Here is a 22,755-nt window from a genome sequence, read left to right as displayed (position 1 = left end):
TGAACAGCCACAAAATCAGAATAGAGGAGAGACAGTAAATGAGTAAAGTGAAAGCAGCAGAAATCAATTTTTTCCAAAAATATTTAACGGTATGGGTGGCGCTCTGCATGGGCGCCGGGGTGCTGATTGGAAAATTCCTGCCTGGGATTCCACAGTTTTTTGGCAGGTTTGAATATGCAAACGTATCCATCCCTACAGCAATCCTGATCTGGGTCATGATCTACCCGATGATGATGAAGGTCGATTTTGAAAGTGTGAAGAACGTCGGAAAAAATCCGAAGGGATTGTACGTGACCTGGGTGGTGAACTGGCTGATCAAGCCATTTACCATGTTCGGCATCGCCTCCTTCTTTTTCTATGTCGTATTCAAAGGATTCATTCCTGCAGATCTGGGAAAAGAGTATCTGGCGGGTGCCGTACTGCTGGGGGCGGCGCCATGTACAGCCATGGTATTCGTATGGAGCCAGCTGACAAAAGGAAATCCGGCCTATACGGTTGTCCAGGTGGCAACCAATGACCTGATCATCCTGATAGCATTTGTGCCGATCGTAAAATTTCTCCTTGGCGTGAGCAATGTCTCCGTACCCTGGGATACGCTGATCATATCCGTCGTGCTTTTTGTAGTGATACCTTTGGCGGCCGGTGTTCTGACAAGAATGCATGTGACAAACACAAAAGGAACAGCATATTTTGAAAAACAGTTCCTTCCAAAGTTCGACAATGCTACGATAGCCGGATTGCTGCTTATGCTGGTACTTTTGTTCTCCTTCCAGGGAGAGGTCATCTTAAACAATCCGCTGCATATCCTGCTCATAGCGGTGCCGCTGACAATCCAGACATTCCTGATCTTTTTTATAGCATATCTGACAGCCAGAGTGCAGAAACTTCCTCACGATATAGCCGCTCCTGCTGGAATGATTGGTGCCTCCAACTTTTTTGAATTGTCGGTTGCTGTTGCCATTGCATTATTTGGCATGGAGTCGCCGGCTGCCCTTGCCACGGTTGTTGGTGTTTTGACCGAGGTGCCGATTATGCTCATCCTGGTCAAGATTGCAAATAAAACGCCCCACTGGTTTCCGCAGGGAACTTCTGAGAAAAGAATGGTCCATTAATAATCAGTCACTTCCTGTTTGATTATCAGTCATAATAATTTAAAAGATGCTTGAAGATCCATAATAATGGGTATTCAGGCATTTTTTTAATATATAAGAAATTCCTCGAATTTCCCATATATTAAAAACGCTTCGTGAGGAGGCGCATGACGCGCAAGAAGAATATGCCGCAGAAGCGACTGCGCATCAGCGCGAGAGTTTCGCAGGCAAAACTTTTTGTTCTTTAGTAAGTTCAGTATTCGACGATTTTACTTATCCTGAAAAACATTGACAACAGAAATGAAAGTTGATAATATAAACATATGAACAAGTATTCATATGAAAGGAAGAAAGTAATGGCTGATAAAAAATCACAAGACAAAGATATAGTCAGGACAGGCTTAACAGCCAAAACAACCTGCAGATGTGAAGACTCCCAGGCAGTATCAGAGAAGTCCTGCACAGCGGGCAGGATGAAGAAATGCACGACTCAGTTTGAAGGCTGCGACGCATTCTGCACCCATGCCGACATTATACAGAAGGTGAATGACAATATGCCCGACGAGGAGACGCTTTACGACCTGGCTGAATTCTTCAAGGTGTTCGGTGATTCGACAAGGATCAGGATTTTGTATGTTCTGTTCGAGTCGGAGATGTGCGTGTGCGACATAGCGGAGCTTCTCAACATGACCCAGTCTGCTATTTCCCACCAGCTGCGGATCCTCAAGCAGATGCAGCTGGTCAAGAACAGAAGGGATGGCAAGACCATTTTCTATTCCCTGTCAGACGGACATATAGAGTCCATCATCAACCAGGGGATGGAGCACATAAAGGAATAAAAGGGTTACTGTTCACTCCGTGACCAGTAACATAAACGGGACACTATACAGCGGATATAAAGAATAGGAATGGAGGAATCATCATGAAAAAAATATACACAATAGAAGATCTGGGATGTGCCAGCTGCGCATCTAAGATGGAAGATGCAATCGGAAAGCTGGAGGGCGTGAATAAGGTGGCGATCACCTTCATGACGAAAAAGCTTGTGATTGACGCAGAGGACGGACAGTTTGACGAAATCATTAAACAGGCAGGCCGGATTATCAAAAAAATCGAGCCGGATGCGGAACTCAGACCATACAGGAGATAAGCAATGACAGAAAAAATGAAGAAGAACCTCATAAAAGTAATCATATCCATTGCAATCTATATTGCAACGGCAGTGTTGGTAAAACTGAACTATATAGAAGGCAACCTTGAACTGGCTCTTTACCTTGCGGCATATCTGATTGTAGGCGCTCAGGTACTGAAAAGAGCAGTCAGGAACATCATAGGCGGACAGGTGTTTGATGAGAATTTCCTGATGGCCATTGCAACAGTCGGCGCGTTCCTGGTCGGCGAATATCCGGAGGCAGTAGCTGTCATGCTTTTTTACCAGATCGGGGAGCTGTTTGAGAAATATGCTGTAAACCGCTCGCGCAAATCCATTTCAGACCTGATGGACATTTATCCGGAGTATGCCAACGTGGTAAGGGCAGGAAAACTGGAAACTGTCGATCCGGAAGAAGTGAATGTTGGGGAAGTGATTCTCATCAGGCCGGGAGAGAGGGTTCCGCTGGACGGAGAAGTGATCAAGGGAACTTCGAACCTGGATACCAGAGCACTTACAGGGGAGACCCAGCCCAGGGAAGTGTTCCCCGGTGAAGCTGTCGTAAGCGGATGCATTAATCTGAACGGCGTCATCGAGGTGAAGGTCAGCAGGGAATTCGGTGAATCCACAGTGTCAAAAATCCTTGAGCTTGTGGAGAATGCCAGCAGCCATAAGGCTGAGGCGGAGAACTTCATCACAAAGTTTGCAAGGTATTACACGCCGGTTGTCGTCATTTCCGCTGCCCTTCTTGCTCTGATTCCGCCGCTTATTATACCGGGGGCTTCCTGGGCGGACTGGGTCTACCGTGCACTTACATTCCTGGTAATTTCATGCCCCTGCGCGTTGGTGATTTCCATACCGCTCAGTTTCTTTGGCGGACTCGGAGGCGCATCGCGAAGAGGGATACTTGTAAAAGGAAGCAATTATCTGGAAGCGCTTGCCAACGTGGAAATCGCAGTCTTTGACAAGACCGGCACCCTTACAAAGGGAAACTTCAAGGTCAGCGGTATTTTTCCGGCAGAATCAGTAATCACTGGAAATGCAGAGCTAAAAGAGAGCGTTTCAGGGGAAATGAAAGCAGAAGCAGAAGAACGCCTGATCAGGATGGCGGCCCATGCGGAAATCCATTCGAGCCATCCCATAGCGGCTTCCATCAGGGACGCATATGGAAAAGCCATAGATGCTGAAGGCATGGATGAGATAGAAGAGCTGTCCGGCTATGGCGTGAAGGCGTTGATAGACGGAAAGACAGTATATGCGGGAAGCCGAAAGCTCATGAATGATCTGGGAATCAGGATTGAAAACGAAGCGGCAGCAGGCACCCTTGTCCATATAGCTGAGGATGGAAAATATGCCGGCTATATTCTGGTGGAGGATGAGATCAAGTATGATTCCCAAAGGGCCGTAAAAGAGCTGATGGCCATGGGAATAAAGAAGATCGTCATGCTGACTGGAGACAGGAAGAACATAGGCGAAAGCGTTGGGAAGAAGCTCGGGATAACAGAAATCTACACGGAACTTCTGCCGGCAGACAAGGTCGAAAAGATGGTCGGACTTATGAAACAGAAATCCCCGAAAGGGAAGCTGATATTTGTTGGGGACGGAATCAACGATGCCCCGGTTCTGGCAGGTGCCGACATAGGGATTGCAATGGGCGGACTCGGGTCCGATGCGGCAATCGAAGCAGCCGACATAGTGATCATGACAGACGAACCGTCAAAAGTTGCGGAAGCCATCAAAATTTCAAAAAAGACATTGCGGATCGTGAAGCAGAACATCGTATTCGCCCTCGGCATCAAGCTTTTCGTACTGCTGCTTGCGGCTTTTGGTGCGGCGTCCATGTGGGCTGCAGTGTTCGCCGATGTAGGCGTGTCGGTTCTGGCAATCCTGAATGCCATAAGGCTGATCGGCGGCAGGAGCAGATAAGGCAGACAGGGCTTCTGGCCAGAAGCCCATGCAGAGGCCTTTGCCTATGCCAGCGGGCTGCCTTACTGATGCATAGCTGGAGACTACCGGAAGCCTATACTCCGCTCAGCTTTTTCAGATGCTTTTCTGAAATCTGCATAACCTTGTTCACCCGGTTTGTGTACTTCTCAATATGGCTCAGGTAATCAGTCGTAAGCCAGACCGTTACAATTTCAAGAGCAATTCCGGAACCGATAATCTTTCCGCCAAGGCAGAGAACATTCGTGTTGGAGTGGGAGCGTGCCAGTTTGGCGCAAAATGGATCCTGGCAGACGGCCGCATAGACGCCATATATTTTGTTGGCAATCATGGCGCTGCCGTATCCGACGCCATCTACAAAGATACCCCTGTCCGCCTTTCCTTCGGCAACAGCAAGTGAAGCTGGATACACATAATCCGGCAAGTCGCAGGGTTCCTCGTTATAAGGTCCAAAGTCGATGATTTCATGGCCTTCTGTAGCGAGCAAGGTTTTGATTTCTTCTTTCAATGCAAAACCTGCGTGATCACTGGAAACGGCTATTTTCATGGTAATCCCTCCATAAAAGCGGATATTCATAATCCGCTTGCGATAGTTGCTCATAACCTTATTACCACTTCGTGGTAGTTCAACAGAGTCCTTCCCCCGCTTAATGAAGCGGGGGATTTCTTTGATAAGGTTAAATGATCTGATGTAAAAATTATAATTGATATTGGGCAATCAGTACAGTAAAAATATCTTGCATTTTTTTAAATATGTGTTATATTGGTTATAGAACAAACAAAAAAGAAAACATGAATAGTTGAGATGATTTGCGGACATTTACGGGGCAGGAGCGAATAGTAACCGCAGAGCAGGCGAAACATATAGGAGGAGATTTTATGAATATCAGTAAATTCACCCAGAAATCACTTCAGGCTGTAAATGATTGTGAGAAATTAGCATACGACTACGGCAACCAGGAAATCGAACAGGAACATTTATTGTACAGCCTGCTGACCCAGGAAGACAGCCTTATATTGAAGCTGATTGCAAAGATGGAGATCAACCAGGAGCATTTCGTAAACAAGGCAGAGGAATATCTGAAAAAAAGGGTAAAGGTTTCAGGCGGGCAGGTATACATCGGCCAGAATCTGAACAAGGTTCTCGTAAGCGCAGAGGATGAGGCGAAGCAGATGGGGGATGAGTATGTCTCTGTAGAGCATCTTTTCCTTTCGCTGCTCAGGCATCCGAATGCTGCAATGAAAGCCATCTGGAAGGAATATGGCATAACGAGGGAACGCTTCCTCCAGGCACTTTCCGGAGTCAGGGGAAACCAGAGGGTTACCAGCGATAATCCCGAAGCCACCTATGACACTCTGAATAAATACGGCTATGACCTTGTGGAAAGAGCCAGGGATCAGAAGCTCGACCCGGTCATCGGACGTGATGCGGAAATCAGGAATGTGATCCGCATCCTTTCGAGAAAGACGAAGAACAATCCGGTTCTCATCGGCGAACCAGGTGTCGGAAAGACTGCGGCAGTGGAAGGCCTCGCGCAGAGGATCGTCCGGGGCGACGTCCCCGAAGGGCTCAAGGACAAGCGGATTTTCGCCCTGGATATGGGCGCCCTTGTGGCCGGTGCAAAATACAGGGGCGAGTTCGAGGAACGTCTGAAGGCTGTACTCGAGGAAGTCAAAAAGAGCGATGGCCAGATCATACTTTTCATCGATGAGCTCCATACCATAGTAGGGGCGGGCAAGACGGAAGGCGCCATGGATGCCGGAAACATGCTCAAGCCAATGCTTGCAAGAGGAGAACTCCACTGCATCGGTGCTACAACCCTGGATGAATACAGAAAATACATTGAAAAGGATGCCGCCCTGGAGAGGAGATTCCAGCCTGTCCTGGTGGACGAGCCGACCGTAGAGGATACGATTTCCATACTCAGGGGGATCAAAGACAGGTACGAGGTGTTTCATGGGGTGAAGATCACCGACTCGGCACTGGTTTCGGCAGCCACCCTTTCCCACCGCTATATCACAGACAGGTTCCTTCCGGACAAGGCAATTGACCTTGTGGATGAGGCTTGTGCCCTGATCAAGACGGAGATGGATTCTATGCCGACAGAGCTTGACGAACTTTCGAGAAGGGTCATGCAGATGGAAATCGAAGAGGCTGCCCTGAAAAAAGAGACAGACAGGCTCAGTATCGAAAGGCTCACAGACCTTCAAAAGGAGCTGGCAGAGCTCAGGGAACAGTTCACTTCAAAAAAGATACAGTGGGAAAATGAAAAGAATTCCGTCGAAAAGCTTCAGAAACTGAGGGAAGAAATCGAAGATCTTCATAACCAGATCCAGATAGCCCAGAGGGAGTATGACCTGAACAAGGCGGCAGAGCTCCAGTACGGGAAGCTCCCGCAGCTTGAGAAGCAGCTGGCCATAGAAGAAGAAAATGTAAAGAAGAAAGACCTTTCCCTGGTGCGCGAAAGCGTGACAGAGGACGAGATAGCGAAAATCATTTCCAGATGGACAGGAATCCCTGTTACAAAACTGACGGAAAGCGAACGAAACAAGACGCTGCATCTGGATGAGGAGCTCCATAAGAGGGTCGTCGGCCAGGACGAGGGCGTCAACAAGGTAACGGATGCTATTATTCGTTCAAAGGCCGGCATCAAGGATCCCGACAAGCCCATCGGTTCCTTCCTGTTCCTCGGACCTACAGGGGTCGGAAAGACGGAACTTGGAAAAGCCCTGGCGGCCAGCCTGTTTGATGACGAGCAGAATATTGTCCGCATCGACATGAGCGAATACATGGAGAAATTCTCCGTTTCAAGGCTCATCGGAGCGCCTCCGGGATATGTGGGATATGAAGAGGGCGGCCAGCTCACAGAGGCAGTCCGCAGGAAACCTTATTCCGTAGTGCTCTTTGATGAAATCGAAAAAGCCCATCCTGATGTATTCAACGTGCTGCTCCAGGTGCTGGATGACGGCAGGATTACCGATTCCCAGGGGCGTACGGTAGATTTCAAGAACACCATCCTGATCATGACCTCAAACATAGGCTCTAACTACCTGCTGGATGGAATCAACGAGGCCGGCGAAATCGACCCTGAAGCTGAGAAACTTGTCATGTACGACCTTAGAAACCACTTCCGGCCGGAATTCCTGAACAGGCTTGATGAAATAATTTTATTTAAGCCATTGACAAAAGCCAATATCGGCATGATAATAAATCTGCTGATAGATGAGCTCAATGTAAGGCTTGAAGAAAAGGGAATCACCGTTGAGCTGACGGAGGATGCCAAGGCACTGATTGTGGAACGAGGATACGATCCCGTATACGGAGCAAGGCCGCTGAAGAGATACCTGCAGAAGCATGTGGAGACGCTTGCGGCAAGGCTGATCTTATCGGAAGGCGTAGGCGAAGAGGATACCATCCTGATTGATGTGGCTGAAGGAGAACTCACTGCCAGCGTCAGGAGAAGTACAGAAAAGTAATATGACAGAATAGTAAAAGTATAGAAAAGTGACAGAGCAGAAATCAAAAAATCACTACAAAATCGACGGAGGGAAAAGATGATGATGCCGAAAGAACCGGTCATGCTTCTGAGCTATGTAAATACCCAGCTCAGAGACAGCTACCAGAACCTGGATGAGATGTGCAAATGTATGTGTGTGGAGAAAGATGATATCGTTTCAAAACTTGAAACAATCGACTATGAATATCATGAAGGCCAGAACAGGTTTGTATAGATCCGGGGTAACTGTTCAGGACCCTGCCCGACATAAAAGAATTAAAAAAACAAGCCGGAAATCCAAAGTGATTTTCCGGCTTGTTTTATACTATCTATTCGCTGACAGTTTCGAACTCCACATCCGGCTGGTCCAGAGGCTTGATCTTCTTATCAAAGGTATGCTTCAGGAACAGGGTGCTCAGTGTCACGGATGCTATTTCAGCAATGGGGAAGGACCACCATACGTAGGAGAGCCCAAAGTTCACGGCAAAGATATATGCGGCCGGAAGTATCACCACAAGCTGCCTTGCAATGGAGTTGATCAGACTCAGCATGCCGTTGCCAAGGGCCTGGAATACGGAGCCGACGATGATGCAGTAGCCAGCGAACAGGAAGCTGATGCTGATGATCTTTAATGCAGGCACGCCGATTGCCAGCATTTCCTCAGAAGCATTGAAGAATCCCAGGAACTGCGGCGCAAAAAGCTGAAAGGAAAGGGCCCCGACAGCCATGATGCTTACCGACATAAGTATGGAGAGCCACATGGTGTCCATAATGCGTTTTTTGTTCCTTGCACCATAGTTATAGGCGATGATGGGAACCATGCCGTTGTTCAGCCCGAATACCGGCATGAACACAAAACTCTGAAGCTTAAAGTAAACGCCAAAAACGGAGACAGCCGTAGATGAGAACAGGAGCAGTATTTTATTGAAGAAATAAGTCATGACGGACCCAATCGACATCATGATGATGGAAGGTACGCCAACGGAATAAATAGTTTTGATGATCCGCAGGTCAGGCCTGAAATGTTTGAAACTAAGGTCTACTTCATGATTCCGGCTGTGGTTAAAATAGATTGACAGGAACATGGCTGCGAACTGTCCGATCACGGTCGCGATGGCAGAGCCTGGAACCCCCATCTTTGGAAAGCCGAAAAGGCCGAAAATCAGAATCGGATCCAGGATGATGTTGATGATGGCACCGAGCCCCTGGGTAATCATGTTGTAGAAGGTATTCCCCGTAGACTGCAGGATTCTTTCGAAGGTTATCTGCATGAATACGCCAAGGGAAAATACAGTACAGATCGAAAGGTACTGGGTTCCATATTCTATGATTTCAGGATTGGAAGTCTGGGCAGCAAAAAAGGATCTGGCAAAGAACAGTCCGAAGAGTGCAAAAGCGAGATAGCTCAAAAATGCAAGCAATACGCCGTTAAGGGCAGTCTTGTTGGCATCCTCGAAATTCTTTTCACCGAGGCTGCGTGAGAGCAGGGCATTTATGCCGATACAGGTACCGGCGCCGACGGAAATCATAAGATTCTGTATGGGAAAAGCAAGGGAAAGCGCAGCAAGGGCATTTTCACCTATCTGGGCAACGAATATACTGTCAACGATGTTGTACATTGCCTGAACGAGCATGGAAATCATGATCGGCAGCGACATGGTTAAGAGCAGTTTGTTAATGGGCATGGTACCCATCTTGTTTTCTTTTTTTTCAACAGCTGATGTCAATGTTTTTCTCCTTTAAATAAAATTACAAAGTGTTTTTGCCGCTTAAAATCACGAGTCTTTTAAGTCATGCATACAGTTCAGTGTATCCCCCTGGAACTGAAAAGTCAAGGATGGAGGTGGTTTTTGAGTTGAAGTATCGGCATGCATACGTTATAATAGGAAAATACAGGCTAAAATGATTAAAATCAAAGGAGATTGAAATGGACGAACAAAGAGTTAAGAAAATAAGAAGGAATACCACGATCGCCACAGTTCTGACGCTGGTTCCCATTGCGGCATATCTGATCTACACGATTGCTTCAGGATCAAGAAATATCATGGTTTTCCAGATACTTGTCGGAGTCGCGCTGTTCACAATGATCATACTGACAGATGTGGTTGAGCCGTTTCTGTTAAAGCAGTTTGAGAATATCACGCCTGAGAAAAAGACAGCTTATTTAAAATATCTTGGTATTGATATTTTGAGCGTTGCCTGTCTTGGTTATTTTGTTCTTACAATGGGCATGGAAACGACCAACAATACCGGACTTTATGCGGCCCTTGGCTATTTTGTGCTGAGCAGGTACAGAAGGAAGCTGAAGACTGAGTTCACGGAGTTCGAAAGCAGAGATGAGCAGAATTAACACAGGAAGCGATCTATAAAACCGCAGGCCCGCCTGCGTTGAGAGGTTGAATGAGATATGGATATTGAATTTAGAAGACCGGAACTGGAAGATAAGCAGCTGATTGAACAGTACCTGCATATGAAAAAGATGATGGGATGCGAGATGACCTTTGGCAATATCTATCTGTGGTCAAGGCATTACGGGGTTACCTTTGCAGTCATAAATGATATGCTTGTGTTCAAATCATCCTGGGGAAAAAATCCTTCCTTTGTATATCCGGTAGGCAAAGGCGATGTGAAAGCAGTCATCGATACTTTAGAACAGTACTGCGCTGAACTGGGCTGCAAGCTTCATTTTCATAGTGTCAGCGAAGAGCAGTTTGCAGAACTCGACAGTCTGTATCCTGGCAAATACGAAATCGAATATATGAGGGACAGCGCAGACTACGTTTATGAATTGGAAAAACTGGTTTCCCTTGCAGGCAAGAAGTATCATGGAAAAAGAAACCACATAAATAGATTTATAGAAAACAACAACTGGAGCTACGAGGCCATAACAAGACATAATCTGGAGGACTGCTTTCAGATGGCGCTGATGTGGAGAAAAGAGAATCTGTGCGATGATGACGAGGGAAAGACGGCGGAGCTTTGCGTTACACTGAATGCCCTGAGGCTTTTTGAGGAGCTGGATTTTATGGGCGGCCTGATCCGCGTGGACGGAGAGGTAATCGCATTCACCATAGGTGAACCCCTTTCGGACGATACATTTGTAATCCATATAGAAAAAGCGTTTTCAAAGATACAGGGCGCATACCCTATGATCAATCAGCAGTTCCTGCAGCATGCATGCATGAATTACAAATATGTGAACAGGGAAGAGGATATGGGTTCCGAAGGCCTGAGGAAGGCAAAGCTGTCGTACCAGCCGGTCTTTCTTGTGCAGAAGGGCGTAGTGAAAGTAAAGCACCCGATAAGCGGATGATCTGCCTTGCGGGACAGTGGTTCATAACAGTTTTAGAAATTCTAATATAGAAGATAGAGGAGAATGGATATGATTTCAGAAAAAATGATTGGCTATGTGCAGAACAGCTCAGCCATCCGTGCAATGTTTGAAGAGGGAAAACGATTAGCAGGTATTTACGGCGCAGAAAATGTATATGATTTCAGCCTTGGAAATCCGAACGTGGCAGCGCCTGAAGGCGTAAATAAGGCGATCATTGAAATAATAAATGAAGAAAACCAGACAGCCGTACATGGATATATGAACAATTCCGGATACGAAGACGTCAGGGAAGCAATTGCCCAGTCAATCAATAAAAAATTCGGAACAGCCTTCGGATTAAGGAATATCATCATGACTGTGGGTGCTGCGGGTGGACTAAACGTAATCTTCAAGACCCTTCTGAACCCAGGGGATGAAGTCGTTGCATTTGCTCCATACTTCGGCGAATACAGGAGCTACGTGGCAAACTATGACGGAAACCTTGTTGTCGTTTCGCCGGACACGAAGACATTCCAGCCAAACCTCGCAGAATTCGAAGAGAAGATCACAGCGAAAACCAAGGCGGTTATCGTGAATTCTCCTAACAACCCGACTGGAGTCGTATATTCGGAAGAGACGATCAAGAAGCTTGCAGAAATCATGAACAGAAAGCAGCAGGAATTCGGAACAGACATCTACCTGATTTCCGATGAACCTTACAGAGAGCTTGCATATGACGGAGTTGAGATCCCATATCTTACAAAATACTATGACAACACGATCGTCGGATATTCCTACAGCAAATCCCTTTCCCTTCCTGGCGAGCGAATCGGATACCTGGTAATTCCTGATGAAGTGAAGGATTCTGAAATGGTACTCGCCGGAGCAAATGTTGCCAACCGTATTTTGGGATATGTAAATGCTCCTTCGCTTTTCCAGAAAGTCATTGCGAAATGCCTTGATGAGAAAGTTGACGTTGCATATTATGACAGAAACAGGGAACTCCTATATAACAGCATGACTGAATTCGGCTTCGCATGCATCAAGCCGGAAGGCGCCTTCTATCTGTTTGTCAAATCCCCTGTGGAAAATGAGAAAGAATTCTGTGAAGCAGCCAAAAAGCATAATATTCTGATCGTTCCAGGAAGTTCCTTTGCATGTCCGGGATTCGTGCGTATCGCCTACTGCGTATCCTACGAAACGATTCAGAATTCTCTGCCGGGATTCAAAGCCCTTGCAGATGAATTCGTAAAGAGGTAGCATTATGAAGGCATGGGAAAAAAATATCAGAAAAGTGGTCCCTTATGTACCCGGGGAGCAGCCTGACAAGGTAAAAATGGTAAAACTGAATACCAATGAAAATCCCTATCCGCCCGCACCGGGCGTAAAAAGGGCAGTAGAAGAATTCGACTACGAACGCCTGAAGCTCTATCCGGATCCGACAGTCGGAAAGCTTACAAAGGCAATCGCAGAGCACCACAATGTGGATGCGGACCAGGTCTTTGTTGGAGTCGGATCGGATGATGTCATTGCCATGATGTTTCTGACTTTCTTCAATTCCGACAAGCCGATCCTCTTCCCGGATATATCCTATTCATTCTACAGCGTGTGGGCAAACCTGTTCGGCATTCCGTTTGAAAGGCCGGCACTGGACGATAACTTCCGCATCATTAAGGAAGACTATTACAGGGAGAACGGCGGAATCATCTTTCCGAACCCGAATGCGCCTACATCCGTATATGAAGATCTGGAACTCGTGGAAGATATACTCGAGCACAACAGGGACGTCATCGTCATTGTTGATGAAGCGTACATAGACTTCGGCGGCAGATCGGCAATCGAGCTGATCGATAGATATGACAACCTGATGGTCGTGCAGACGTATTCGAAATCCCGCTCCATGGCAGGAATGAGGATCGGATATGCAGTGGGAAATCCTGTGCTGATCAAATATCTCAATGATGCGAAGCATTCCTTCAATTCCTATACGATGAACCAGACGTCCATTGCGTTCGGAATCGAGGCAATCAGGGATGAGGAATATTTCAGGGATACCCTTGCAAAAATCATGGCAACCAGGGAAAGAACAAAAAAGGAAATGGCGGCTCTCGGATTCATGTTTCCGGAACCTATGGCGAACTTCATATTCGCGACACATGAGAAATACCCCGCAAAAGAACTTTTTGAAGCCCTGCGGGAAAAGGACATCTATGTCAGATATTTCACAGCTCCGAGAATCGACAACTATCTCAGGATTACCATCGGTACGGATGAGGAAATGGACCAGCTGATTGGATTCTTCAAAGAGTATATGAAATAGATAAAAAATAAGACTGGAGTGCATCTGAAGGAGAAAATACAGAATATCATGGATAAAGGATGCATTCTGCAAAAGGAGACACAATGAAATACTTGGTTAATATATTTAAAGGCCTTGCCATCGGCGTTGCAACCCTTGTGCCGGGAGTAAGCGGAGGAACCATGGCCATAGTCCTGGGCATTTACGACGATCTGCTCCATGCAGTCGGATCCTTCTTTAAGGACTGGAAAAAGCATACGATTTTTCTGGCACAGCTTGGTATCGGCGGACTCCTGGGCGTTCTGCTGCTGAGCAGGCTGCTGGAGGATGTTATAGGAAGGTATCCATTTGTAATGGGATTTTTCTTCATCGGTGTCATATTGGGCGGTGTTCCGGTTCTTTATAAAAAGTCCACGGAGGGCAAGTCGGATATCAGGAATCTGATTTTTCTGATTATCGGATTCGCGATCGTGCTTCTGCTTTCTGCTGAACCGGAAGCTACGACGACGCTGGCAACCATGGAGGGATTCAAGAGTGTGCTATTCCTTTTTGTTGCGGGGCTCGTCATAGCGGTCGCACTTGTACTCCCTGGCATCAGCGCATCCTTCATGCTCTATGTGATGGGACTGTACAGCGTCACGCTGAACGCCATCAACACAAGGAATATACCGTTTCTGGTGCCTCTGGCAATAGGGGTCGGGCTGGGAACACTTGCGACTACAAAGGCAATCGAAATGCTGCTTCAAAAATATGCAGCACAGTCCTATATGCTGATCCTGGGATTCGTCCTGGGTTCCCTGAAGCCGGTATTCCCGGGGATTCCCAAAGGCTATTCCGCTGTTGCATCAGTGGCTGCCCTCGTAATCGGATTTCTGATCATACGCTGGCTGTCTAAGAAGGAACTGGCATAACATAAAAAGGTCCATGATTCACGGGATGCCGTGAATCATGGACCTTATGCGGCTGTTCAGGAATGATGCATACATTTAATGCTTCCTTTTCAGTGCCTTGCGTTTTTCTTTTATCAGCTTCCGTTTTTCCTCGGAGAAGCCGGATATGACATCCGGGCAGGCTGCCTCTATCTTTGAGAGGATTTCGTCGGCATGAGTCTTTTCAAGCTTTGCATGGTCTGAAATTCCGTATAGAGAAACAATGCGGATCGTATAGGTTAGCTTTGGAGGAAACCATAAAAAGCGTGTCATTACGCTGTGCTTGTAGATCCAGAGAATGCTGCGAAGGGGTACCGCTGCGATGCCCCTGGCTGAAATTTCTATCAGATAGTTGCTTGTCAGGAACAGCGTATCCGTTGAGAAGACGCTTTCGCTGAGGAATTCATGATCAGCCTGCTTCAGCAGGGCAGATCGTCTGCCCATGCGGCGCATGTGCATGCATGATGGAGAAAACTGTGGCGCAATCACAAAAATGGCCCGCGATACAAAGTAGTAGAAGGCGGGGACAGAGGATACGGAGAGAAGAATCAGGAACAGTATGCTTTCAGGAATAAAATAATCGATTTCACTGATTACGATGGGAGAAGTCACACTCTTCAGGCCTTTTACCGTCCAGGAAAGGTCTTCGGCAACATGCTCCACAAGCTCCTTGTAGGAGGAGCTGCCCCGTATGAGCCGCCCCTTTATGGAAAGGTCTGTCAGCTCAGGGCTTTCCGTCTTATTCGTGTCGGGGGAGAGGAGGAAGAATACACATTTTTCATCAATGAACGTGTAGTAGTAGGAACCTTCAACATCCCCATGACGTTTGTAGTCATAGCCGGTGTAATAGAGGGTGGGCGGATCGATGCGGATGAACTCCTTCTTTGAATAGTAGTGCTCATTGATATCATTGATTGAGTTGACTGTATCAGGAAAAAAGATTTCCTTGAACGGATAGTTCAGCCAGATCAGAATTACAAAAACGAGAAACAATGTTGCTGGGAACAGCTTTATCAGATAAAAACGGCGGATAGATTTTGCCAGTATATTTTTTTTCATTGAAGGAACCTCCACTGTTTGGATTTGTGAGGATAAAAGTCCATGCTTTATTCAGTATAAGGGATTATTTTGAAATAATCAAGCTGACGGACCTGTATATTGAAGAGCGCAGGGGGAAAAATAAAATTTGCAAAGCAGAGAGAAACTTGTTAGTATAGCATAGAAGGAAGCCCGCATAAGACGGCTTTAGGAGGAATTTTGAGATGGAAGCGTATACAAGTTTTGCCAAAGTATATGATATGTTTATGGACAATATACCTTATACAGAGTGGGCGGAATATGTGGCAGGCCTGCTTAAGGAATACGGCGTTGAAGAAGGCCTCGTCCTGGATCTTGGCTGTGGGACAGGGAGCCTGACGCAGATCCTCGCTGACAAAGGCTATGATATGATAGGAATCGACAATTCCGAGGATATGCTCGGAATCGCCATGGAAAAAAGGGAAGAGACGGGGCAGGATATCCTGTATCTGCTGCAGGACATGAGGGAGTTTGAACTTTATGGAACCGTGAAGGCGGTAATCAGCATCTGCGACTCCATGAATTATATTCTTGAAAGCGATGACCTGAAAGAGGTATTCAGGCTGGTCAATAATTATCTGGATCCAGGCGGCGTCTTCATCTTTGACCTGAATACGGTATACAAATACTCAAAAATTCTTGGGGATTCCACAATCGCCGAAAACAGGGAAGAGAGCAGCTTCATCTGGGAGAATTATTATTACGAGGATGAATGCATCAATGAATATAACCTTTCGCTTTTCATCAGGGAGGGCGAACTATATAGGAAATACGAGGAAATGCATTATCAGAGGGCCTATGAGCTTGAAGAAATCAGGCGGCTCATCGAAGAAGCGGGAATGGAATTCATAACTGCCTACGATGCATTTACAAGGAATGCGCCAAGGCCTGACAGCGAGAGGATATACGTAGTTGCCAGGGAAAAAGGAAAGTAAAGGTTCAGGACCTGGTCTTGAATAGTTGCAATGGAAAAACAAATAAACACGATTAAGGAGAAAAAATATGTCAGATTATATAGTAAGAGCAACTGCCGGTAACGGCCAGATCAGGGCGTTCGCCGCATCAACAAAAGAACTTGTTGAATATGCAAGGAGCGTCCATAATACAAGCCCGGTTGCAACAGCGGCCCTCGGAAGGCTGCTTACAGCAGGAAGCATCATGGGAAGCATGATGAAGGGAGACGACGACGTCCTCACCCTGCAGATCCAGAGCGGCGGTCCGATCGGCGGAATCACAGTAACGGCAGATTCAAAGGGAAATGTAAAGGGTTACGTCAACAATCCGGAGGTTATCATACCTGCGAATGCCCAGGGAAAACTGGACGTCGGAGCGGCTGTGGGCGTTGGCTTCATGAACATCATCAGGGACATGGGGCTGAAGGAACCTTACGTAAGCCAGACGGCACTTCAGACAAGCGAAATCGCAGAAGACCTTACCTATTATTTTGCGACTTCCGAACAGGTGCCTTCATCAGTAGCCCTCGGCGTCCTGATGGAAAAGAACAATACAGTTAAGCAGGCCGGAGGATTCATCATCCAGCTCATGCCCTTTGCAGATGAGGCAGTCATCTCGAAGCTGGAAGCGAAGCTTGGCAGCTTCACATCCATCACGGCCCTTCTGGATCAGGGATTCACGCCGGAAATGGTGCTGGAAGAAGTACTGGGCGAATTCGGGGTTGATATTCTTGAAACCTACCCTGTAAAATTCCACTGCGACTGTTCCAAAAAACGCGTGGAAAAGGCAATCATCAGCATAGGAAAAGAGGATATCACGGAAATGATCAATGACGGAGAGGACATCACGGTCAATTGCCATTTCTGTAATAAAAACTATACATTTTCCATCGATGATCTGAGGGAGATTGCAGAAAAAAGAAGCAAGTAGGCCAGCCGGGTATTACACAGGGCCAAAGCATACAGAACCAGCCGGGCATAAGCCTGACAGGATGTTAAGGAGAGCAAGGGAATGAAACACGGATTTGTAAAAGTCGGTGCTGCGACGCCAAAAATCAAAGTGGCCGACTGTCAATATAACAGGGAACTCATATGCCGGAAGATCGGGGAGGCAGAAAGCTGCGGGACAAAAATCCTGGTGCTTCCTGAACTCTGCATAACCGGATATACCTGCAGCGACCTTTTCTGGCAGGAAATCATGCTGGAAAGGGCAAAAAAAGAGCTGCTGGAAATAGCGGCTTTTACAGAGGGGATGGATATCCTTGCTTTCGTAGGCCTTCCCATGGAAGTGGACGAAAAGCTGTATAATGTTGCGGCAGCAGTGAAGAACGGGGAAATACTCGGCATCGTGCCTAAGGTGAACCTTCCGAACTACGCGGAATTCTACGAGGCAAGGCATTTCACGCCGGGAAACAGCCGCCCGTTTCTGATCGACATCGGCGGCAGGGAAGTCCCGTTTGGAACCGACATACTGTTCAGATGCAGGGAGATGGAGGGGCTGATCATCGGCGCTGAGATCTGCGAGGACCTCTGGGTGCCGCTGCCTCCAAGCGTGGGCCATGCCCTGGCCGGAGCGACGGTAATGGTCAACCTTTCGGCAAGCGATGAGACCACGGGCAAGGACGTGTACAGGAAAGGCCTGATCAACGGGCAGTCCGCAAGGCTTATCTGCGGATACATATACGCAAGCGCTGGCGAGGGGGAATCCACCACGGATCTGGTGTTCGGCGGACACAACGTGATTTCGGAAAATGGTTCCACCCTCGCAGAGGCGAAGCGTTTTCAAAATGAAACCATCTATGCAGACCTTGACATCAAAAAGCTCAGGGGCGAGAGACGAAGGATGACGACCTTCCCTGTCAGCCGGAAGGAAGGCTACGAAATCATAGATTTCAGCTTCCGGATGGAAGAGACGAAGCTTACGAGAAAATTCGATCCCGCGCCCTTCGTGCCAGGCGTAAAGTTTGACAGAGATAAAAGATGTGAAGAAATCATTTCCATCCAGGCAATGGGATTGAAGAAGCGTTTTGAACATACGAACTGCAAGAGCGCGGTAATCGGCATTTCCGGAGGACTTGATTCGACCCTTGCGCTTCTGGTAATTGCAAGGACATACGATATGCTTGGGCTTCCAAGAGAAATGATAACGGCAGTGACCATGCCGTGTTTCGGCACGACTGACAGGACCTACCAGAATGCCGTAGATCTGACCCGGAAGCTGGGCGCTACCCTCAGGGAAATCAACCTAAGGGAAGCGGTCATGCTCCATTTCAGGGATATCGGACATGACTGCTCTGTCCACGACGTGACCTATGAGAACTCCCAGGCAAGGGAAAGGACGCAGATCCTGATGAACATAGCAAACCAGACAGGCGGAATGGTTGTCGGAACCGGCGATATGTCCGAACTTGCCCTGGGATGGGCGACCTACAACGGAGACCATATGTCCATGTACGGCGTGAATGTTTCAGTGCCGAAGACTCTCGTCAGGCATCTGGTGGGCTACTTTGCCGACACAAGCACCGACGAGAAGCTGAAATCAGTGCTGATCGACATTCTGGACACGCCTGTAAGCCCTGAGCTTCTGCCGCCAAAGGACGGCGACATCGCCCAGAAGACAGAGGATATCGTGGGCCCTTATGAGCTTCATGATTTCTTCATGTATTACATCCTGCGTTTCGGCTTTGAGCCGGACAAGATATACCGAATCGCGAAAATCGCATTCGATGGGGTATATGAAGAGGACTTGATCCTTAAATGGATGAAGGTCTTCTACAGAAGGTTCTTCTCCCAGCAGTTCAAACGTTCCTGCCTGCCGGACGGGCCAAAGGTCGGATCCGTAGCGGTTTCCCCGAGGGGAGACCTGAGGATGCCGAGCGATGCTTGCGGAAGGATATGGAGCGAGGCCCTGGAGGGGCTATAGGGATTCGAATGGAAAAAGGGCTATGCCGTGCATGCGGTATAGCCCTTTTGCGTGGGAGAAAAAAGATTAGCAGATTCACTGTTGACAAAAAAATATCAAAAGGATATCATTACCATTAAACATAATGATTAACAGATTATGTTTTTAACAAAAGGTTTTATGATCCAGGTAAGATTATAATCATGAATTCAAGGGGGAATTTTTATGGGAAGTAGTCAACAAAGAGGATTCACATTATGCATGATCAAATGCCACAAAGAAATCAAAAATGCAACTGTAGCGGGAAACCTTGCAGCAAACCTGTTTCTGAACAACGCAATGGTAGGGCAGGTGAATGACAATTTTGTACTGAGCCTTACAAATGAGAAGCTGTATATCGATGTATACAATTATTGTACATACGGAGGACTGGCGGAATTACTGTATACGGAGGAATTCGACAGGGATGCAATAAGATCATTTGAAGTAAGGAGCGAAGGAGAAAAGGAGTATATCGACCTTACGATACAAAAGAAGCACAAAGAGGATAAGAGGCATCTTTTCCGTTACAACAAAGAGGGCGACAATCTGGCGATGGAGATGAAGGAGCTGCTTGAATTGAAGGTATGATGCGGAGATGATAAAGAATACCGATAATTTACTCAAAAAGAAATACATCATTATTTTGTGTGTTTCACTAATATTAATGTTCTTGTTACTGTCAATCAGAAGTTTGTCTGATAAGCCAACATTAACAGGAGAAGAAAAACTGGTTTATAATGCTTTTGAGTACATGAAAGCCAGAAGCAATGTTACCTGCCTGGATGATATTGATACTGCCACCATACAAATTGACGATTTTGATTTATCTCAAAAAGACAATGTGTTTTGGGATAATAGGAATAATGTTCCGAGTGATGAGCAATTAGAAAAATTTAAAATAGCTATAATTGGGGACAGTATGAATACTCATAATTTTATAGTTGTTGTTATTGATGAGGACTCCCACAAATGCTATGGATACATTCCTGTGAAATAATGCATTCCGGTATAAGAGGTGGTAATCATAGATTGCTTTTGTGTGAAAAAGGAAATTGCTTGTTAGCAAATGAGAGATATAGTATGGATGTGGAAATAGTTGAAAGGTAACAATTACCGATGGGCCGCTGCTCAATGACTGGAATTAAGTCATTGAGCAGCGGCCCTGTTTGGTTTTATATCCCCGGATACGCATAGACATTCATTTGGTGTACACATAAACGCTATGAAGCTTTTAGGTGCGCTCTGGCACCCGGGAGGTATCTGAAAAAAGCTGGGCATATCTTACAGTTACCGAAAGCAGCAGTATAACCAACGGAAGAATGGTTGATTGTGTTTGAAAATGTAAAATATTAAACATTGTGTTGATAATGGCACAAGTTGACAAAATATGTCGACGTGTGATATTGTAAAAAGGAATTTTTTGTTAAAACTGGAAATGGGGAGCCATGATACGAAAATTCGGGGATTATAGAGGGGATTGTACAAGAGTTTTTGGCTTGTTCTATAATTTTGCATTTTTAAGTTGTGTCGAGAAATCTCCCACAACTTTTTTTGTTGCCCGAAATCAAGAAAGGATGATATGAATGGAGAATTTAGTATTTGCTCTATATGGAAAAGTTTTAATTGGTGTGTTTTATCTCTCTTTATTAGTATTCATTATATTTCCTTTGATTACAGGGAAATATTGGGGTAAAGATGAAACGATAGAAAGAAATATAAACAAATTAGTGAAAAAAATTGTTTTTTGGTTTGCATTTTTTGTACATGTATTATTTCGTTGGTTATATTAAGCATCGTTTATTTGTAAAAGCAGAAAAGACAGGCTTGCAGTTGCCTAAAGCAGCAGTATAATCGACGGAAGGGAGATCCCGGGATGACAACTACTAAAAAAACCATTTGAGAAGGAATACCAGTTATGTGGTTGACTTATGATACTGTCTATAGTACTCGGGCTTAAGAAAGGGGAAAATATGAAAAATAGAAAAAGATGGGTTGCATGTATTGCATTGTGTGTAGTTATAGGAACAAGTATTGGATGGCAAGTTAGAGCGAGTAAAAATCATGCAACCCGTTATGAGTCAAAAGTAAATGAAGAAAGTTTAACGAGTTTCCAGAAGAATACTCAGGATTTTTATTATAACCAATTAACAGAGGATGAACGGATTGTATTTGAACAGATCATTAGTTTGTATTCTGATTTGGATAAGGTAGAAATTACTTTGGAGAATCCTGTCAGTGTATACAATATATCACGTATAGCTGATGCGGTACGGGAATCACAAAGAGATAATTACTGGAATTTTATTTTCACCTAATGAAATTTTTAGAGTCGGATCTGAAACATAATGATTATAAGCAGATAAATGAGCAGATTACAAAAGAAAAAGAAAAAGTAGTAAGCCTGGTGAAGCGTGGCATGACTGAAAAAGAAACTGTTGAATTATTCGAAGACTGGATTATTCAAAATATGGAGTATAACTATAAAGTTTTAGAAAAGAATGACAGCGGACTAGAGACATCACAGGCAATAGGCAATATACAGAATACTTCCAGTGCGTGCATCCTTAATAGAGAAGGAATTTGTGGAGGTCTTTCCGATCTGCTTGTAGATTTATGTAATGAAGTTGGTATTGAGGCTTACTCGGTTAAGGGAATGCTATCTATGAACCAGGGCGCAGCTGGACTGCACCAATGGGTAGCAGTTAAAATAAATCAGATGATTTTTTACATAGATCCAACAAGGGATGTATCTCTAAAGACACGAAATACATTTTATACCAAGGAACAGTTCTATTCTCGAGAGGGAGTTAAATATGAACCGCTTGCGTATTATGACTATTAAAACAGGCATCAATGCTAACACACTTGGTTTTTTGAAAATATAGTGCCTGTGTAAAGTCTGCAATTGTGTGATGAAATATAGAAAAATTGAAAAAGCTATTGTGGGAGAGAGAAGAATGAAAAAAAACAGTTTTATTTTAGCAGTAATAATGGTGGTTGCTACATTTCTGATAAATAAATTTCCAAATCCAAATCAATTAGAATTCATAGATGTAATAAAATTGATTTTAGCGATGATTTCATCAGTCTTGTCATTGGTATTTATGATAATGTCCTTTTTTTGTTCTAAAAGCAGTTTTGCAGAAATGAAAAAATTTAAAATAGTTAAAATTTCTCTTCTTTTAGGGATAGTGTTGGCATGTATGTTTGTAATAGGGTATGTGATGTATATTTGATCCGACGGGGTCCATCCAGATTAAAAATCAACTTATTCAGGAGGAGACGATTATGGAACAGAATTATATGAAAAGATTCAGTTATGCAGGATTAGGGTTATCTCTACTAATGTTTATGATAATGTGTATATTATTCATGGCAAAAGAGAAGGTGCCAGGGATTGTGATGACTTTATTTAATTTTGGCTTGTTTATATGTAGCGTTTCGTCGCTGATACAATCAAAATATAAATTCAAGAGCAAAAAGTAAAATGATTAGATGCTTCGTCTGAGCTTAATAAAAAAGATCAACAAGCTTGAATTATTCACTGCCATAGAAAAT

At 45.4% G+C, this 22,755-nt stretch carries 23 protein-coding genes; 20 read left to right on the top strand and 3 right to left on the bottom strand.

Annotation, left to right across the window (positions count from 1 at the left end; translation table 11 throughout):
• Positions 1–38 precede the first annotated feature (38 nt).
• The 4 genes from arsB (at position 39) to BJR36_RS13515 (ending at position 4,167) form a co-directional block, all read left to right on the top strand.
• Positions 39–1,112: an ACR3 family arsenite efflux transporter gene (gene arsB / locus BJR36_RS13530; protein ID WP_091235281.1), complete on the top strand. Its 1,074-nt coding sequence runs from the start codon at positions 39–41 to the stop codon at positions 1,110–1,112.
• 452 nt (positions 1,113–1,564) lie between these two features.
• Positions 1,565–1,930: an ArsR/SmtB family transcription factor gene (locus BJR36_RS13525; protein WP_091235343.1), complete on the top strand. Its 366-nt coding sequence runs from the start codon at positions 1,565–1,567 to the stop codon at positions 1,928–1,930.
• An 83-nt stretch (positions 1,931–2,013) separates the two neighbouring features.
• Positions 2,014–2,241: a cation transporter gene (locus BJR36_RS13520; RefSeq protein ID WP_091235277.1), complete on the top strand. Its 228-nt coding sequence runs from the start codon at positions 2,014–2,016 to the stop codon at positions 2,239–2,241.
• A gap of 3 nt (positions 2,242–2,244) precedes the next feature.
• Positions 2,245–4,167, top strand: a complete 1,923-nt coding sequence (locus tag BJR36_RS13515) for a heavy metal translocating P-type ATPase (protein ID WP_207648873.1) — start codon at positions 2,245–2,247, stop codon at positions 4,165–4,167.
• A gap of 94 nt (positions 4,168–4,261) precedes the next feature.
• Here the strand turns inward: BJR36_RS13515 and rpiB are convergent, their stop codons facing one another.
• A complete protein-coding gene (rpiB, locus tag BJR36_RS13510) occupies positions 4,262–4,732 on the bottom strand; it encodes a ribose 5-phosphate isomerase B (protein ID WP_091235275.1) in 471 nt (156 codons plus the stop codon).
• Positions 4,733–5,064: 332 nt separating this feature from the next.
• On the opposite strand from rpiB, the gene clpB reads away from it, so the two are divergent.
• Both clpB and BJR36_RS13500 read left to right on the top strand, forming a co-directional pair.
• Positions 5,065–7,662 (top strand): ATP-dependent chaperone ClpB, encoded by a 2,598-nt coding sequence (clpB, locus tag BJR36_RS13505; protein ID WP_091235273.1) that lies wholly within the window; start codon positions 5,065–5,067, stop codon positions 7,660–7,662.
• Between the two features lie 78 nt (positions 7,663–7,740).
• Complete coding sequence (locus BJR36_RS13500) at positions 7,741–7,917, top strand: DUF4250 domain-containing protein (protein WP_330387931.1); 177 nt, start codon at positions 7,741–7,743, stop codon at positions 7,915–7,917.
• A 94-nt stretch (positions 7,918–8,011) separates the two neighbouring features.
• Here the strand turns inward: BJR36_RS13500 and BJR36_RS13495 are convergent, their stop codons facing one another.
• Positions 8,012–9,376 (bottom strand): MATE family efflux transporter, encoded by a 1,365-nt coding sequence (locus BJR36_RS13495; protein WP_091235338.1) that lies wholly within the window; start codon positions 9,374–9,376, stop codon positions 8,012–8,014.
• Positions 9,377–9,609: 233 nt separating this feature from the next.
• Between BJR36_RS13495 and BJR36_RS13490 the strand changes: the two genes are divergently transcribed.
• The 5 genes from BJR36_RS13490 (at position 9,610) to BJR36_RS13470 (ending at position 14,205) form a co-directional block, all read left to right on the top strand.
• Positions 9,610–10,032 (top strand): hypothetical protein, encoded by a 423-nt coding sequence (locus tag BJR36_RS13490; RefSeq protein ID WP_091235271.1) that lies wholly within the window; start codon positions 9,610–9,612, stop codon positions 10,030–10,032.
• Positions 10,033–10,089: 57 nt separating this feature from the next.
• Positions 10,090–10,995: a DUF2156 domain-containing protein gene (locus tag BJR36_RS13485; protein ID WP_091235269.1), complete on the top strand. Its 906-nt coding sequence runs from the start codon at positions 10,090–10,092 to the stop codon at positions 10,993–10,995.
• Between the two features lie 69 nt (positions 10,996–11,064).
• Entirely contained in the window at positions 11,065–12,255 is a 1,191-nt protein-coding gene (locus BJR36_RS13480; protein WP_091235266.1) for a pyridoxal phosphate-dependent aminotransferase, read from the top strand.
• A gap of 4 nt (positions 12,256–12,259) precedes the next feature.
• Positions 12,260–13,315: a histidinol-phosphate transaminase gene (gene hisC, locus BJR36_RS13475; protein ID WP_091235263.1), complete on the top strand. Its 1,056-nt coding sequence runs from the start codon at positions 12,260–12,262 to the stop codon at positions 13,313–13,315.
• A gap of 83 nt (positions 13,316–13,398) precedes the next feature.
• On the top strand, positions 13,399–14,205 hold the full coding sequence (locus BJR36_RS13470) for a DUF368 domain-containing protein (RefSeq protein WP_091235335.1): 807 nt from the start codon (positions 13,399–13,401) through the stop codon (positions 14,203–14,205).
• 75 nt (positions 14,206–14,280) lie between these two features.
• Here BJR36_RS13470 and BJR36_RS13465 read toward each other — a convergent pair whose 3' ends face one another.
• The gene (locus BJR36_RS13465; RefSeq protein WP_091235261.1) at positions 14,281–15,282 is read right to left on the bottom strand and encodes a hypothetical protein; all 1,002 of its coding nucleotides are present in this window, start codon (positions 15,280–15,282) and stop codon (positions 14,281–14,283) included.
• A gap of 203 nt (positions 15,283–15,485) precedes the next feature.
• On the opposite strand from BJR36_RS13465, the gene BJR36_RS13455 reads away from it, so the two are divergent.
• From BJR36_RS13455 to BJR36_RS13415, 9 genes are all read left to right on the top strand, one after another.
• Positions 15,486–16,235, top strand: coding sequence for a class I SAM-dependent DNA methyltransferase (locus BJR36_RS13455; RefSeq protein WP_091235255.1), 750 nt, complete (start codon positions 15,486–15,488; stop codon positions 16,233–16,235).
• Positions 16,236–16,302: 67 nt separating this feature from the next.
• Positions 16,303–17,184, top strand: a complete 882-nt coding sequence (gene hslO / locus BJR36_RS13450; protein WP_091235252.1) for an Hsp33 family molecular chaperone HslO — start codon at positions 16,303–16,305, stop codon at positions 17,182–17,184.
• 81 nt (positions 17,185–17,265) lie between these two features.
• On the top strand, positions 17,266–19,176 hold the full coding sequence (locus BJR36_RS13445) for an NAD(+) synthase (protein ID WP_091235251.1): 1,911 nt from the start codon (positions 17,266–17,268) through the stop codon (positions 19,174–19,176).
• 204 nt (positions 19,177–19,380) lie between these two features.
• On the top strand, positions 19,381–19,785 hold the full coding sequence (locus tag BJR36_RS13440) for a hypothetical protein (RefSeq protein ID WP_139133557.1): 405 nt from the start codon (positions 19,381–19,383) through the stop codon (positions 19,783–19,785).
• Positions 19,786–19,888: 103 nt separating this feature from the next.
• On the top strand, positions 19,889–20,194 hold the full coding sequence (locus tag BJR36_RS13435) for a hypothetical protein (protein ID WP_207648872.1): 306 nt from the start codon (positions 19,889–19,891) through the stop codon (positions 20,192–20,194).
• Between the two features lie 586 nt (positions 20,195–20,780).
• Positions 20,781–20,987 (top strand): hypothetical protein, encoded by a 207-nt coding sequence (locus BJR36_RS13430; RefSeq protein ID WP_091235245.1) that lies wholly within the window; start codon positions 20,781–20,783, stop codon positions 20,985–20,987.
• A 180-nt stretch (positions 20,988–21,167) separates the two neighbouring features.
• A complete protein-coding gene (locus BJR36_RS13425; protein WP_139133556.1) occupies positions 21,168–21,512 on the top strand; it encodes a hypothetical protein in 345 nt (114 codons plus the stop codon).
• Complete coding sequence (locus BJR36_RS13420) at positions 21,512–22,039, top strand: transglutaminase-like domain-containing protein (RefSeq protein ID WP_091235241.1); 528 nt, start codon at positions 21,512–21,514, stop codon at positions 22,037–22,039. Before BJR36_RS13425 ends, BJR36_RS13420 begins: the two co-directional genes overlap by 1 nt.
• A gap of 67 nt (positions 22,040–22,106) precedes the next feature.
• Positions 22,107–22,433 (top strand): hypothetical protein, encoded by a 327-nt coding sequence (locus BJR36_RS13415; protein WP_169823702.1) that lies wholly within the window; start codon positions 22,107–22,109, stop codon positions 22,431–22,433.
• Positions 22,434–22,755: the final 322 nt, after the last annotated feature.

Source organism: Anaerobium acetethylicum (genome assembly GCF_900096945.1).
GTDB classification, from domain to species: Bacteria; Bacillota; Clostridia; order Lachnospirales; family Lachnospiraceae; genus Anaerobium; species Anaerobium acetethylicum.
This window is presented reverse-complemented; position numbering and strand designations above follow the sequence as displayed.

Coding starts and splice junctions, on each gene's coding strand:
- arsB (WP_091235281.1), top strand. CDS start 39: ATGAGTAAAGTGAAAGCAGCAGAAATCAATTTTTTCCAAAAATATTTA.
- BJR36_RS13525 (WP_091235343.1), top strand. CDS start 1,565: ATGAAGAAATGCACGACTCAGTTTGAAGGCTGCGACGCATTCTGCACC.
- BJR36_RS13520 (WP_091235277.1), top strand. CDS start 2,014: ATGAAAAAAATATACACAATAGAAGATCTGGGATGTGCCAGCTGCGCA.
- BJR36_RS13515 (WP_207648873.1), top strand. CDS start 2,245: ATGACAGAAAAAATGAAGAAGAACCTCATAAAAGTAATCATATCCATT.
- rpiB (WP_091235275.1), bottom strand. CDS start 4,732: ATGAAAATAGCCGTTTCCAGTGATCACGCAGGTTTTGCATTGAAAGAA.
- clpB (WP_091235273.1), top strand. CDS start 5,065: ATGAATATCAGTAAATTCACCCAGAAATCACTTCAGGCTGTAAATGAT.
- BJR36_RS13500 (WP_330387931.1), top strand. CDS start 7,741: ATGATGATGCCGAAAGAACCGGTCATGCTTCTGAGCTATGTAAATACC.
- BJR36_RS13495 (WP_091235338.1), bottom strand. CDS start 9,376: ATGGGTACCATGCCCATTAACAAACTGCTCTTAACCATGTCGCTGCCG.
- BJR36_RS13490 (WP_091235271.1), top strand. CDS start 9,610: ATGGACGAACAAAGAGTTAAGAAAATAAGAAGGAATACCACGATCGCC.
- BJR36_RS13485 (WP_091235269.1), top strand. CDS start 10,090: ATGGATATTGAATTTAGAAGACCGGAACTGGAAGATAAGCAGCTGATT.
- BJR36_RS13480 (WP_091235266.1), top strand. CDS start 11,065: ATGATTTCAGAAAAAATGATTGGCTATGTGCAGAACAGCTCAGCCATC.
- hisC (WP_091235263.1), top strand. CDS start 12,260: ATGAAGGCATGGGAAAAAAATATCAGAAAAGTGGTCCCTTATGTACCC.
- BJR36_RS13470 (WP_091235335.1), top strand. CDS start 13,399: ATGAAATACTTGGTTAATATATTTAAAGGCCTTGCCATCGGCGTTGCA.
- BJR36_RS13465 (WP_091235261.1), bottom strand. CDS start 15,282: ATGAAAAAAAATATACTGGCAAAATCTATCCGCCGTTTTTATCTGATA.
- BJR36_RS13455 (WP_091235255.1), top strand. CDS start 15,486: ATGGAAGCGTATACAAGTTTTGCCAAAGTATATGATATGTTTATGGAC.
- hslO (WP_091235252.1), top strand. CDS start 16,303: ATGTCAGATTATATAGTAAGAGCAACTGCCGGTAACGGCCAGATCAGG.
- BJR36_RS13445 (WP_091235251.1), top strand. CDS start 17,266: ATGAAACACGGATTTGTAAAAGTCGGTGCTGCGACGCCAAAAATCAAA.
- BJR36_RS13440 (WP_139133557.1), top strand. CDS start 19,381: ATGGGAAGTAGTCAACAAAGAGGATTCACATTATGCATGATCAAATGC.
- BJR36_RS13430 (WP_091235245.1), top strand. CDS start 20,781: ATGGAGAATTTAGTATTTGCTCTATATGGAAAAGTTTTAATTGGTGTG.
- BJR36_RS13425 (WP_139133556.1), top strand. CDS start 21,168: ATGAAAAATAGAAAAAGATGGGTTGCATGTATTGCATTGTGTGTAGTT.
- BJR36_RS13420 (WP_091235241.1), top strand. CDS start 21,512: ATGAAATTTTTAGAGTCGGATCTGAAACATAATGATTATAAGCAGATA.